Origin of the sequence: Periweissella cryptocerci (assembly GCF_004358325.1) — a bacterium.
In the GTDB taxonomy this organism is placed as follows: domain Bacteria; phylum Bacillota; class Bacilli; order Lactobacillales; family Lactobacillaceae; genus Periweissella; species Periweissella cryptocerci.
In genome coordinates, this window is sequence record NZ_CP037940.1 from 2,012,842 (window position 1) to 2,026,864 (window position 14,023).

The 14,023-nt window shown below is 42.5% G+C and carries 13 protein-coding genes; 12 read left to right on the forward strand and 1 reads right to left on the reverse strand.

Annotation, left to right across the window (positions count from 1 at the left end):
- Positions 1 to 22: 22 nt before the first annotated feature.
- Positions 23 to 1,948, reverse strand: coding sequence for a S9 family peptidase (locus tag EQG49_RS08810; RefSeq protein WP_133363643.1), 1,926 nt, complete (start codon positions 1,946 to 1,948; stop codon positions 23 to 25).
- 306 nt (positions 1,949 to 2,254) lie between these two features.
- Between EQG49_RS08810 and tmk the strand changes: the two genes are divergently transcribed.
- The 12 genes from tmk (at position 2,255) to EQG49_RS08870 (ending at position 13,559) form a co-directional block, all read left to right on the forward strand.
- Complete coding sequence (gene tmk / locus EQG49_RS08815; RefSeq protein WP_133363644.1) at positions 2,255 to 2,893, forward strand: dTMP kinase; 639 nt, start codon at positions 2,255 to 2,257, stop codon at positions 2,891 to 2,893.
- A 39-nt stretch (positions 2,894 to 2,932) separates the two neighbouring features.
- Positions 2,933 to 3,262, forward strand: a complete 330-nt coding sequence (locus tag EQG49_RS08820) for a cyclic-di-AMP receptor (protein ID WP_133363645.1) — start codon at positions 2,933 to 2,935, stop codon at positions 3,260 to 3,262.
- A 72-nt stretch (positions 3,263 to 3,334) separates the two neighbouring features.
- Entirely contained in the window at positions 3,335 to 4,456 is a 1,122-nt protein-coding gene (gene holB / locus EQG49_RS08825; RefSeq protein ID WP_133363646.1) for a DNA polymerase III subunit delta', read from the forward strand.
- Positions 4,457 to 4,544: 88 nt separating this feature from the next.
- A complete protein-coding gene (locus EQG49_RS08830) occupies positions 4,545 to 4,871 on the forward strand; it encodes a DNA replication initiation control protein YabA (protein WP_133363647.1) in 327 nt (108 codons plus the stop codon).
- A 50-nt stretch (positions 4,872 to 4,921) separates the two neighbouring features.
- On the forward strand, positions 4,922 to 5,815 hold the full coding sequence (gene rsmI / locus EQG49_RS08835; RefSeq protein ID WP_133363648.1) for a 16S rRNA (cytidine(1402)-2'-O)-methyltransferase: 894 nt from the start codon (positions 4,922 to 4,924) through the stop codon (positions 5,813 to 5,815).
- Entirely contained in the window at positions 5,815 to 6,579 is a 765-nt protein-coding gene (locus EQG49_RS08840) for an acyl-[acyl-carrier-protein] thioesterase (RefSeq protein WP_133363649.1), read from the forward strand. The genes rsmI and EQG49_RS08840 overlap by 1 nt, the downstream gene beginning before the upstream one ends.
- Before the next feature lie 49 nt (positions 6,580 to 6,628).
- Complete coding sequence (galE, locus tag EQG49_RS08845) at positions 6,629 to 7,624, forward strand: UDP-glucose 4-epimerase GalE (RefSeq protein WP_133363650.1); 996 nt, start codon at positions 6,629 to 6,631, stop codon at positions 7,622 to 7,624.
- Positions 7,625 to 7,813: 189 nt separating this feature from the next.
- The gene (tsaB, locus tag EQG49_RS08850) at positions 7,814 to 8,530 is read left to right on the forward strand and encodes a tRNA (adenosine(37)-N6)-threonylcarbamoyltransferase complex dimerization subunit type 1 TsaB (protein WP_243115700.1); all 717 of its coding nucleotides are present in this window, start codon (positions 7,814 to 7,816) and stop codon (positions 8,528 to 8,530) included.
- The gene (gene rimI / locus EQG49_RS08855) at positions 8,514 to 9,104 is read left to right on the forward strand and encodes a ribosomal protein S18-alanine N-acetyltransferase (protein ID WP_133364559.1); all 591 of its coding nucleotides are present in this window, start codon (positions 8,514 to 8,516) and stop codon (positions 9,102 to 9,104) included. Before tsaB ends, rimI (EQG49_RS08855) begins: the two co-directional genes overlap by 17 nt.
- 4 nt (positions 9,105 to 9,108) lie before the next feature.
- Entirely contained in the window at positions 9,109 to 9,579 is a 471-nt protein-coding gene (gene rimI / locus EQG49_RS08860) for a ribosomal protein S18-alanine N-acetyltransferase (RefSeq protein ID WP_133363652.1), read from the forward strand.
- A complete protein-coding gene (tsaD, locus tag EQG49_RS08865) occupies positions 9,576 to 10,592 on the forward strand; it encodes a tRNA (adenosine(37)-N6)-threonylcarbamoyltransferase complex transferase subunit TsaD (protein WP_133363653.1) in 1,017 nt (338 codons plus the stop codon). The genes rimI (EQG49_RS08860) and tsaD overlap by 4 nt, the downstream gene beginning before the upstream one ends.
- An 867-nt stretch (positions 10,593 to 11,459) precedes the next feature.
- Entirely contained in the window at positions 11,460 to 13,559 is a 2,100-nt protein-coding gene (locus tag EQG49_RS08870) for a leucine-rich repeat domain-containing protein (protein ID WP_133363654.1), read from the forward strand.
- The last annotated feature ends 464 nt before the right edge of the window (positions 13,560 to 14,023 follow it).

A 14,023-nucleotide genomic window follows, 5' to 3' on the forward strand; every position in this document is an offset into this window, starting at 1 on the left:
ATGAAGCTCACTCTTTAAGTCCTCAGTTAGAAAAACGTTTGAACCAATCATTCATCACATTAATCCGTGCTTCACGTAAGTTTGGTTGACCATTACGTGATACGCCATGCCACGCTTCAGGGAAGCGGACAAATTCAATTGGGGTATCCGTGTGTTCCTTTACTGCAGAATAATACTCTTCAGCTTGACCAATTGGTACCCGCATGTCGTATTCGCCGTGCATCAATAAGATGGGAGTTTTTACGTTTTGGGCGTAGGCGAGCGGTGAGAATTGCCAGAGCTTTGCTAGCCCGTCGGTATCGAATAAACCAATGCCGAGTTCGGCCTTCGTGAATGAGGCACCGATATCGGAAGTCCCAAACATACTAATCCAGTTAATTACGGCCCGTTGCGCGACAATTGCTGTGAACCGGTCGGTGTGTCCAGCCGCCCAAGTCGCCATGAAGCCGCCATATGAGCCACCAGCTAAGTAGACCTGGGTTGGATCAATTTCATGCAAGTTATTAGCAAGCACGGCGTCTAATCCAGCCAAGACATCACGGTAATCTTGTTCGCCATAAGCGCCAATGACGGCATTGACAAAACTTTGGCCATAACTAGTTGAGCCATGGGGATTAGTGAAAGCCACGTTATATCCCAATGAAGTCCAGACTTGAAATTCCCAGAAAAAGGCTTCGCTGTAAGCGCCGTGGGGGCCACCGTGGACATATAGAATGAGGGGAGCTTTTTTACCACCTTGCTTAGCCGCAGGCATGAACCAACCATCAACGTCACTGCCATCTTCAGATTGGAAGATGTACTTAGCAGCAGTCGCATAGGTGTGTGTCAATTCATAGTCAGCATTCGGGTTGTAACGGGAAACCTCCGTGTTATTCACGAGCGAATGACTAACTAAACGGGCGGGCTTATCAGTTTTAGATTCGACTAATAGCAAATCAGTATCAGTAACAGAAAAGCCGAGAATACTACGCGCAGAGTCATCAATTAGATGGTAATCGCCAGTAACATTCCCGTAGTACAGTCGGCTGTGACCGTGATAGGTGGCTTGGAAGACAAAGGTTTTTGAATCAAGCCAAGCTAGGGAGTGGGCAGAACCCGCTGAAGGCAAATCACTCATGGCATCCCGAACAGTGTCGACGTCCTCAGTGAAATAAGGAGCCAACGTGGCGGTCGCGATATCGTATAAGTAAATTGCGTGAATGCGCGCATTTGGGTATTGGTCATCGTGAGCGGCTAAGAGAATCTGTTGGCCATCTGGTGAAATCACCGCATCGGCCGTGGTGCCACTAGGAAGTGTGGCCGTAACTTTTACTGGTTGACTGGCAGTGAGGTTCAAGTACCACAGGGTGTTTTCATCTAAATCACCGGCAAGATCAGCGCCTTCTAACCAGATAAAACTTTGACCATCAGCTGATGCATCTAATAAATCAGTCCGTGTTTCTTGGGTTAAGACGATTTTGTCGGTGCCTTGAATAACATCAAATTGGTGAATTTCAAAAAGTGTGCCTTCATCAGTAAAACCATAACCATCCGCTTTGTAGTATTGGTTAGTGATACGTCGAATTTGTGGGCGGTTAGTGTGTTTTGCGACTGGTGCAGTGTGGGTGATCTTTTCAGCGTAGGTGATGATTGGCGAAGTTGGACTCGCAATAAAGTTAACCACACCGTATTGAGTTTGTGTAACCGGGTAACCGCCAAAAATAATTTGCGATTGTCCATCAATTTTTTGTAAATACGCTAATTGACCAAAGGCATTCGTAGGAGCGGTCGCATTATTAGCGACAAGTTTAGTTGTCCCATCCTCAAATAAGTGATAAACGCCGTTTTGATAGTCATTTTCAATTGCGCGGACGTGCGTTTGAACAAGATAGGTGCTCTCACCAACGACAACGGGGTTGCCAATTGTTTTGAGTTGATAGAGATCTTGAAGTGTAACATTTTGTGACATAGAAATACCTCCAAAGGAATACAGTGTGATTTGATTCAGAATTAATTAAATACGAACAAACTTGAACTGGGCTTTGTAATATTGTCCCAATTATAGCACTGTTTTAATCGTTTTCTAATCGAATAGTTCGCAAATGTTCTGCGAACTTGCTATGATTTATAGAATGAAAGATGCCGTTTTGTAGATTTGGTTTGTTACCGCTAACAAAGACCAAATTGTTTCACGAATTGTCTGGTGACCTTCATGGACAACGACCCAAAATTCAAGTAAAATTAAACTATTATATTTGAACAGGAAGTGAAGCAGTTGACTGGTAAATTTATTACATTTGAAGGCCCTGATGGTGCAGGTAAAACCAGCGTTTTAAGCGAGCTAGTGGCTAAGCTTGCCCCAAAATTAGGCGATAAACTCGTGATGACACGTGAGCCTGGTGGTAACGCAATCTCAGAATCAATTCGCCAAGTTATCTTAGATGTTAAGAACACGGCAATGGATCCACGTACTGAAGCATTATTGTTTGCTGCTGCGCGGCGACAACACATTGTCGAAACTATTCGGCCTGCTTTGAGTGCGAACAAAATCGTTTTTTGCGACCGTTTTGTTGATAGCTCAGTTGCCTACCAAGGTGCTGGCCGTGAAATTGGCACAACTGAAGTTTACGACATGAATTTATTTGCAACGGAAGGCCTCGTGCCTGATTTAACTTTGTACTTCGATGTACCTTCAGAAGTTGGTTTGAATCGGATTTGGGAACACCGCTCAGATGAAGTTAATCGGTTAGATAAGGATGCGTTGGAATTCCACATTCGTGTGCGTGAAGCTTACTTACAACAAAAGGAACTTTTCGCAGAACGCATTGTCACAATTGATGCCACACAACCATTTGAAGCAGTGGTTGCGGATGCATTATTAGCGATTAAAACTCGCTATCCAGAGCTCGGTTAATTAGAATGTTTCTCGCCTAAGGAAAGAAGGTACGTAATTATGAAGATGGTTATGGCAATTGTCCAAGATAAAGATAGTAACAAAGTGAGTGCTGCCTTGGCGAAGGCACACGTTCAAGCGACTCGTTTTAATTCGGCGGGGAGCTTCTTACGGTCAGGAAATACAACATTCATGATTGGTACTGAAGATGAACGGGTTGAAGAAGTTATTGATATTATTCAGGATACTTCACATGCCCGGAAACAATTTATGACACCACCATTGAACATGGATTCAATTGTTGATTCGGGTTCATCATTCCCAGTCGAAGTTGAAGTTGGTGGAGCAACAGTCTTTGTAATGCCAATTGAAAGTTTTCGGCACTTCTAACAGGTTGATTTGCGAAGCCTGGATTAATTGCAGTGATGATTTTACAGTCACAAGTACATTAAAGGATGTTAGATGAACGCACATACAATAATCGAGAATGCTGAACAACGCCAACCGGTAGTTGTTCAGCATTTTCAAAAAGCAATTGAAAATCAGCAGCTTGCGCACGCCTATTTATTTAATGGGCCAAGTGGCGCCGGCCGGAGTGATGTCGCAAGTTGGCTTGCCATGCGGCTTTTTTGTCAAAACTTAGTTGACGGGCAACCGTGTGGTGAATGTTACGAATGTACCCGGATTGCCAACCATGAACACCCCGATGTAATCTCAATGGCAGCAATCATCAGTCGCACCAAGAATGAAGTTAAAGGTGATTTTCAAGCGGACGAAAATGGCCAAATTATTGAAAATGAAAAAGACCTCGCGAAACGTGAAAAAAATGCCCAAAGTGCAAAATCACAAACAATAAAAATTGATGATATTCGACCACTGGTCCATGAATTTGCGAAAAGTGGGACGGAAAGTTCGCAACGGGTATTCATTATCGAACGCGCCGAAATGATGACGAACAGTGCGGCTAACAGTATTTTAAAATTCATTGAAGAACCAATTGGTAACATGATAATTATCTTGTTAACGGAAAATCGGAGCTTGATTTTACCAACTATCATTTCACGGACTCAAGTGGTTGAATTTCGGCCATTGGCACCAACTGTGCTAGCCAAGCAATTGATAGCTAATGGTATGGATGTTGCAGATGCGACATTAGCTGTCCGGTTGAGTAACAGTCTCACTGGTGGCCAAGCTTTGATGGAAAATGATTGGTTACAAAAAGCCCGCGAAACGGTTTGGCGGTGGTTCAATGTTTTAATGAAAAAAGACTATGCAGCATTTGCGATGATTCAAACGGGAATCATACCACTGGCACCAACTAGGGATGATAAAGATAAACAGGCAATATTATTAGATGTCATGTTATATGTGTTCCGTGATTTATTATTAGTGCACCAAGGGGTTCAACCAACATTTGTTGAACAAGAAGGACAATTGCAACAGATTGCTAGTCAATTTTCAGAAGCACAATTAATTGCACTAACAGAAGCGGCACTAGCGACGAAACCAGTTATTGCAATGAATGTAAGCTTTCAAAATGTAGCTGAAATGTTAACATTACAAGTGCTAGATATTTTAAGTTAACATTTGCGAAAGGCTCAAATACAATTGCTCGCACTAGGGGCAATGACAGATGAAGGCTCCAATAAAATCAATGGAGATATTTTAAAAAATGGAAAAAAATCAAATTTATGATAAGTTTTCAGCGATTATCATGGAAATGCAATCGGTAATTAGTGAAACTAAAGAAATGCGGCAGCTTATTAGTACGTTAATGGAAGAAAATGCCGAATTAACAATTGAAAACGAACATTTACGTAATCAAATGATGACGAAAAAGACGGCTAAAAAACAACCACGCCTCTCAAAATCGCGTGAAAACCTTAAGAAGCTATATGAATCAGGCTTTCACGTTTGTAATGCATCATACGGTCGGCGCCTAGACGATGGTGAATCATGCCTCGAATGCCTCGATATCATTTATGGTGAAGGTAAGTAATTAAGCAATAAACAAACAACCTAAAATATGAAAAACGAGGAGACGGAGTAATGCAGACACAATCAAGTTTTAGGCAGCACACCAGCGGGACTTTATATCTGGTACCAACTCCGATTGGTAACCTAGACGATATGACGTATCGAGCAATTGAAACGCTGAAAACAGTTGATTTGATTGCGGCTGAAGATACCCGTCACACACAACAATTATTAAATCACTTTGAAATTCAAACGAAACAAATTTCGTTTCATGAACATAATACGCAAGCACGGATTCCCGAACTATTGGCAAAATTACAGAGTGGTTTGAATTTAGCTCAAGTTAGTGACGCGGGGATGCCTTCGATTTCTGATCCGGGAACTGAACTAGTTGCTGCGGCTGCCCAAGTGGGGATTCCTGTGGTACCGTTGCCAGGTCCAAATGCGGGCTTAACTGCTTTGATTGCCTCAGGACTTGTGCCACAACCATTTTATTTTTATGGTTTCTTAGGACGGAAGACATCTGATCAAAAAGAGGTACTTGCTGAAATCGGTCAACGTGAAGAAACGACGATTTTGTATGAGTCGCCATATCGAATTCGCAAGACTTTGGCGGTCGTAGTTGACGTGTTAGGCGCTGATCGTCCCGTTGTCTTAGCACGCGAATTGACGAAACGCTATGAAGAATTTATTCGTGGTACGGCGCAAGAGGTGTTGGCTTGGGCGATTGAAAATGAACCACGCGGGGAGTTTGTGATGCTGCTTGGCGGTAATCCAAACCCTGATAAACCAGCGGAAAAATTAATTACCGATGATTTGCCAATCGCGGAATACGTGCAACAATTGATTGATGCGGGGGCGAAACCCAATGAAGCAATTAAAGCGGTCGCTAAAGATCGTGGCGTAAAGAAGCAACAGGTTTACAATATTTTTCATGAAATTGACACTGATAGTGAGGGCGAATAATGGCTGGAGCAGTATTTGCAGAAGAACACCGCGTCTTATATTATGAAGCTGACATTACCGGAAAGCTTACGACGGCCAACATTTTGAACCTGGCCATTTTAGCTTCCGGTGATCAAAGTGAAACGCTGGGTGTTGGCAATGCCGAGATTCATGCACAAAATATCGGCTGGGTAATCCTACAATATAATATTGATATTACCCGCAGGCCTAGTGTTGGTGAACAAATTGTGATTAAGACGCAAGCCGACCACTATAACCCGTATTTTGCCGTTCGTAATTTTTGGTTGGAGACATCACAGGGGGAAAAGCTCGTGGATATCCGGGCGATTTTCACAATGATTGATATGGAAGCGCGGAAGATGGTGCGGATTCCGCAAGTGATGATGGAAGCATATCAGGCGGATAAAGTTAAAAAAATTGAGCGGATTCCTAACCCAATGCAATTGGCGGAAACTGAGTTACCAGAAGTTATGCATAATTTCTATCACGTGCGATTCTTCGATATTGATCATAATCATCACGTGAATAATGCGCACTATTTTACATGGATGCAAGATCCGCTAGGCGCTGAATTTTTGACGCAAAATGAGGTTGTGAATATCAATATTAAGTACGAAAGTGAAATTCGCTATGGTAGTGAAATTAATAGCTACTATAAAATCTTACCGGCGGTTGATGGAATCGTGACAACACTCCACCAAATTCGTGTTGATAATGAATTAATGACCGAAGCAGAAATGAAATGGCGCGCAGTTACGGACTAAGCGTGTTAAAATAAACAATGATTATGGATATTTGAAAGGAAAATATAAAATGGCTATTTTAGTATTAGGCGGAGCCGGATACATCGGTTCACACATGGTTGATCGTTTAACTGAAAAGGGACGTGACGTAATTGTTGTGGATAACTTGTTGACTGGGCACCGCGCCGCAGTTAAGGAAGGTGTCCCATTCTACGAGGTCGATATTCGGGATAAGGATGCTTTGAGTGCGGTTTTTGATGCGGAAGATATTGAAGCAGTTGTTCACTTCGCAGCTTCATCAATCGTTCCAGAATCAATGGAAAATCCGTTGAAGTACTTTGATAATAACACTGGTGGTATGATTACGTTGCTCGAAGTTATGCGTGATCACGATGTGAAGAAGATTGTCTTTTCATCAACGGCAGCAACTTATGGTGTGCCTGAAGTTGTGCCAATCAAGGAAACTGACCCCCAAAATCCAATTAACCCATACGGTGAATCAAAGCTCCAAATGGAACACATGATGCACTGGGCTGACTTGGCATATGGTATCAAGTGGGTTGCTTTGCGTTACTTTAACGTGGCTGGTGCTAAACCAGATGGCTCAATTGGTGAAGACCACGGTCCTGAAACTCACTTAGTGCCAATCATTTTACAAGTTGCACTTGGTAAGCGCGACAAGATTATGATGTTTGGGGATGATTACAACACGCCAGATGGGTTCAACGTTCGTGACTATGTTCACGTTGTTGATTTGGCAGATGCGCACATCTTGGCTTTGGATTACTTGGCTGCAGGTAACGATTCTAACCAATTCAACTTGGGTTCATCAACTGGCTTCTCAGTGAAGCAAATGGTTGAAGCAACACGCGTGGCAACTGGTGAAGCAATTCCTGCCGAAGTTGGTCCTCGTCGCGCTGGTGATCCAGATACTTTGATTGCTGCTTCTGAAAAAGCGCGTGAAGTGTTAGGCTGGAAGCCTCAATATGATGACGTTACTGAAATCATCAAGACTGCTTGGACGTGGACGCAAAGCCACCCCAATGGTTACGATGACCGCAAGTAAGTTTTAAATCACAAAAATAGTGAGGCGCGATTTCTGGTAAGTAGAGAAATCGCGCCTTTTTGGAATTTAATTAAAATGTAAAGTGGGTTTTATTTATCCAAGTGGTGGAACGTGTTAATATATATCCTATGTATACTGTGGATTAGCACAGATTATTGGGTCAGCAATTAGGGCTGACTAAAAAGGGGTATGACCGTGAAAATATTAGCAATGGATACGTCGAACCAGCCGATGACGGTTGCGTTGTCCGCAGATGGGGTTGTAATTGACCAACGGGTGACGAATGAAAAACGTAATCACAGCTTACAATTATTACCATATATTGATGAAATGATGCACGATGCGGGGTGGCAACCAACCGATTTGAATCGCATTGTGGTAGCAGAAGGTCCTGGCTCATATACGGGTGTCCGGATTGGCGTTACGACAGCGAAGACATTAGCTGCAACATTGCATATCGAACTAGTGGGAGTTTCGAGCTTACAAACATTAGCTGCAAACATTGAGGATGCAACGAGTTTAGTTGTGCCAATTTTTGATGCCCGCAACCAAAATATGTACAGCGGGGTTTATCTGGCGGGTAAGAACGTTTGGGCTGATCGGCATAACCACATTGACGACTTAGTTGCATACTTAGCAACAACGACGCAAGCAATTATGGTGATTGGTGAATACGCCAATTTTGTGGACATATTAACAACAACGTTCGGTGACCGTGTGCAGTTTGCGCCGGAAAACGACAACTTGCCAAATGGTGGACGCTTAGCTGAACTCGGGGCGAACATGCCACCAATTGAAAATGTGCATACATTTGTACCAAATTACTTACGTGTGTCACAGGCGGAAGCTGAGTGGCAAGCCAAACATCCTAACGAAACAGGGAATGATTATGTCGAAGAAGTCTGATAATTTATTTAAGCAAATTTATAAATGGTATAAAAACATTATGGCGACGGATGAGCAACAAAAAGCGGCCATGAATGTTAAAGCACATCGGGTCACGATTAACGACGTTTTATATTATGTTGGTCGTGCACAAGTTTCTGATATTAAGGAAATTTTGGACGTTGAACGTGCTGTGTATGATGGTCAAACTCCTTGGAATGAAAAAGCTTTTGCCAGTGAATTACGCCGTAAATCTGATCGCTTATACTTAGTGGTTCGGAAAAATGATCGCATGGTGGCGTTTATTGGTTCAAGCTATTCACGTGGTGCAAAAGATTTACACGTGACGAATATTGCCGTCTTACCAGAATGGCAACGTAAAGGCATTGCGACCTTCTTACTGAATACAATTATTCACAAAGCCACTAAGATTGATGCCAAGCAAGTGTCGCTCGAAGTACGGGCGTCTAACGAAAAAGCACAAAAAACGTATGCATCATTGGGTTTTGAATCACATGGCGTCCAAGCTGGTTACTATTTTGGTGATCACGAAGATGCAATCGACATGGTATTACCATTGAAAGAAAAGGAATAGTTTGATGATGAACGAATCGGAACTACTAGGAGAAAGCGAAGCTAAGGTTACATACCGTGAGCCCCTTGATGGTGATGAATTGTTCGAACTTGCACGTATGTCCTACGGAGTTTCGCCGTGGAGTAAGCAGACGTTTATACATGATTTGGCCAATCAACATGCGAGTTATCAGGTGATTTTAGTTAATGATATCCCAGCCGGCTTTGTTGCGGGGACACTAATCATTGATGAATTGTCGATTTCAAACGTGGCAATTATTCCGGCTTTTCAAAAACAAGGTTTAGCGACGAAAATGATGCGGGCGTGGTTACAAAAATTCCCGACGGACACCCATATTTTCTTGGAAGTCCGTGAGAGTAACGTAAGTGCCCGCCGGTTATACGAAAAATTAGGTTTTACTTTGATGAGCACACGCAAGGAATACTATCGTGCGCCGATTGAGGACGCCTTAATTATGGAGATGATGTTAAAATGAGCTTAATATTGGCGTTTGAATCAAGTGCGGATGAAACAAGTGTCGCTGTTGTCAAAGACGGTGATACGATTTTAAGTAATGAAATTGCAACCCAAATTAAGTCGCACCAACGATTTGGGGGGATTGTGCCAGAAGTTGCGAGCCGACACCATATTGAACGAGTAACGATTTTGGTAGATGAAGCACTGGCAGATGCTGGTGTAACGTTTGCTGATATTGATGCAGTGGCTGTAACCTATGGACCAGGATTAGTTGGTTCGTTGTTGATTGGGTTAACAGCGGCAAAGACAATTGCGTGGGCCCATAATTTACCATTAGTACCAACAAGTCACTTAGCTGGTCACATTATGGCAGCGCGGTTTGTTAAACCAATTGAGTACCCAGCGTTAGCTTTATTAGTTAGTGGTGGACATACTGAATTGGTATATATTCCCGCTGAAGGCGTATTTCAAGTGCTTGGGGAAACCCGCGATGATGCAGCTGGTGAATCGTACGACAAAGTTGGCCGGGTGATGGGGATTAAATATCCTGCCGGTAAGACAATTGATGAAATGGCGCATTTAGGCAATGATACCTTTAAATTTCCCCGCGCGATGGAAAAAGACGACACGTATGATTTTAGCTTTTCGGGGTTAAAATCAGCATTTATCAATACATTCCACAATGCAGAACAACGTGACGAAGTTCTTAATCATAATGATTTGGCAACTTCATTTCAAAATGCCGTCGTAGATGTATTGGTGGAAAAGACGGTTAAAGCACTTCGTGAACACCCAGTTAAGCAGTTGTTGCTTGGCGGTGGTGTTGCAGCTAATTCAGGCTTACGGGCGGCTTTAGCTGACGCATTGGCACAATTCCCTGATACTGAGTTTGTACCAGTACCATTAAAATTAGCCGGTGACAATGCCGCAATGATTGGGGCTGCGGGCGAAATTTTCTGGCGCCAAGGTCGGCGTGGCAGTTGGGACTTGAACGCGGATCCATCATTGGAATTTGATTACTTAGAAGAATAATTATGCAGCACGTTAATAGGCCGGACGAATCATGTCCGGCTTATTTTTTTGCGCTATTCCGTTTGACGTGGGATTTATAAAATGTGATGAGTATGATGCCACTGCGTGCCTGAAAATCACATTGTGCACCGAGATGGAAGCACATGCCCAAGCCAAAGGGCGGTCTTGGGCAATTCGGGATAGCTGGCAGTCTAACGGCTAAAGCCAAAAGACTGCTCATCTACCCTCAGCGACAAACTCGACACGTGGTGTCAAGTTCGTCCCATCACGGTGTAAAGCCTGTCGGCCACAAAGTGATTTTCAGCCACTCCGCTAGATAAGCGTTGAATTATTGATTACCGCTAAACTTGCATCGACAAGGATTACGGGCATATTACTAGTCAGATTGCCTGCTCAAACTAACGAAGAGGCTGGAAACAGTCTGGACTTTAGCTCGCACCGTGATGGCATAATCAGTAACGGGTTTCGTTACTGATTATGGATTTGTGAAGATGGTTACCGCGTTAGCGAACCAAGCTTCGCAAACATTTGAAGACCGCACTGTGGCTTCAAATGCTTGTCTTCCATCACGGTGTCCGGACTGGTTCCAGCCTCGTAGTGGGAATCAATCTGAGACACATATCCAAATTCCACGCTAGAACAAATGGTTGCAACCTTTTGTCCGGCCTATTTTTTTGCAATAAGCTCCGGATAAATTACTTTCAACGTCTTTAAATGTCCATTACGTGCCGTGTGTTATTAGGAAATTAGTTTGGTTTTTACACCCGAATTCTTCATTTTTTATTGCGATAATTAATACAATAGAAAAAATTTGGAGGCGGTTGGGCATTCAAATTAGCATGGAATTAATTTGGAGGTATAAACTTAATGAAATTAACAAAGCTAGTTACGTTAGGGATGGCGTCAATGCTACTATTTTCAGTTGGAGCCGGCCCTGTAAGTGCACTGGCAGCAACACCAAAATCACAAACGATACAACGGAGTTCCCCGGCCTTTATTGAATTAATTCCGGATGCAGGGTTACGACAGGCAATTATTCAGTATGGAAAGACACTGACGGTTGAAATTGATTTAGATGGATACGACGATGAAATATTTAAGCCATTAAGTGATGAGCAAAAAAAGGTTCTCACTAATGATCAAGCGACGAATGTCCAAATAAAAAACGTGTTAAAAACGGTCGAAGTTTTATTAGTTTCATGGTCAAATGAAGCTTCGGCACCAGCTAAAATCAGTGATTTAACGGGATTGAATAATTTACCTAATTTAAAATATCTGGATTTAGATGGCCAAAATATTACAGCAATTAATAGTACGACTTTCAACGGTTTATCAAAGTTAATTAATCTTGGCTTAGGTAACAATAAAATCACGACAATTCCGGCAAATACATTCAGCAACGTGAGCAATTTAGAGAATTTGGATTTGGAATTTAATAAAATTACTTCGTTAGGTACGAGCTCGTTTAATGGGTTAAGCAAACTGCAACGCTTGTCGTTGGATGCCAATCAATTAACAAGCTTGGCGCCAAATGTTTTTGTGAGCTTGAAGCAGTTAACGAGTTTGGAACTATCAAATAATCAGCTTAAAAATTTAGTGGCTGGGACATTTAAAGGATTGAGTAACTTAGAGACATTGGATTTGGATAATAACCAGTTAACGACGATTGCGCAAGGGACTTTAAGTGGTCTTAGTCACCTGCTGAATTTGGGCTTGTATGGAAATGCAAATTTAATTGATTATGCGGCCTTAGCTGATTTGCCACTTAAAAGCCAATATATTGAGGCGACCTTGGATCCAGACTTGGTGATGGCTTGGTATCACGCGGTCCTTCAGGCTGGGGACTTGCTTGGTACTCAGTCTGTAATCCCAATACCAAGCGGATATACTGGCAATTTGAATGACGTAATTAACGTTGCTAAGTACCAGCAGATTTTGCAAGGCAAGGGTGGCGACAGTCAAGTGATTGTTAACTTGCGTGAGGCAACTGTCATAGCGAATGATGCGGGGGTTAAAGCATGCATTTCCCGATTGCAGGCAGCAATTAATACTGGTGAGGTGATGCAGTTACCTAGTTTGCTAGCGGCTGTTTATGTAGCAGTGGACAAAAGCATTACGGCGCTAGAAAACAACATTATTGGTAATATTGGTAGTGAAGGAAAGAATGATAAAGCGGTGTTAGATGCGAAAGCGGCAATTAAGGCAGTTAATCAGGCACATGTATATGGCAACCTTGATCAAGCATTCAGTGATTTACGAACGGCAGTGACTAAATATAAAACGCATGTAACGACGAATGCTCAAAATGCTATCAATCAGGCGAAAAATAAAAAATTTGATCAATCAACCGTCATTCGGCCCGTAATTACAAAGTTGCAGGCAAGTATCAAAGCACAACAGTATGATGAAATGATTACTTTAACGAAGCAGTTGAATACGTTAGTCGGCCAAACAAAGCGTGTTAAAACGGCCTTGAAACTCGACACGGCATATCACAAAAATAATTATATTACGGGTTCAACCGCTAAGGGCACCCAAGTGATTATTAAGGATGCCAAAACGAAGCGTCAAGTTGGTAGTGGTAAAGCCAACGCGAAAGGCAAATTTAAAGTAAAAGTTAAAAAGCTCAAGGGACGGCAAAAATTAACAGTTACAGTTGATCAAGCCGATACTGCCAAGGTGATTTACCAAGCAACAAGTAAGAACATCAGTATTAAAACATCGCCAAAACCGAAGGCGACTAATTTCAAAGTTAACAAGCAACGGGTTACCGGCGTAGCAACTAAAGGAACAACGATTCGCGTCTATAAGGGGCAAAAGTTGATCAAAAAAGTCCGGGTAAAAAATACCAAAGTTAAATTTAACCTGAAAAAGAAATACCAGAAAAAGACAAAGTTAAAGATTAAAGTTCAACATACGCATGCTAAAGGTTTTGGTGTCAGACAGTTTAGCATTCGCGTTAAATAAATGTTTTGGTTCTATTTTGTCTGAAGTGGGATTGAATAAACTTGGCCACTACGTGCCGGTAAATTACTTGGCGCACCACGCTGGAAGCACATTGCCAAGCCAAAGTGCGGTCTTGGCAAACTCGGATAAGCTGGGACTCTACGGGAATAAATTCCCTAGACTCCTCATCTCATCCTCAGCGGCGACATGTGCTACACACATATCACCCCAGTCGCGGTGTGAAGGCTGCGCCCGCCAAGTAATTTACCGGCACTCCGTTAGTTAGGAATAATTCTCAAATTAGTGAAAACAGTTACCAACCACAGGCCGCACTAGCATGGAAAAAAGCTGACAATAGAACCTCAGTAATTCGATGATTGAAAAATACAGAAATGCCAATCCCACGCTGGGCTAAATATAGCTAATGTTTTTAGTTACAATAAAAAGCTCGTTACTGACGTTAGTGACGAGTTTTTTGTTGCGTT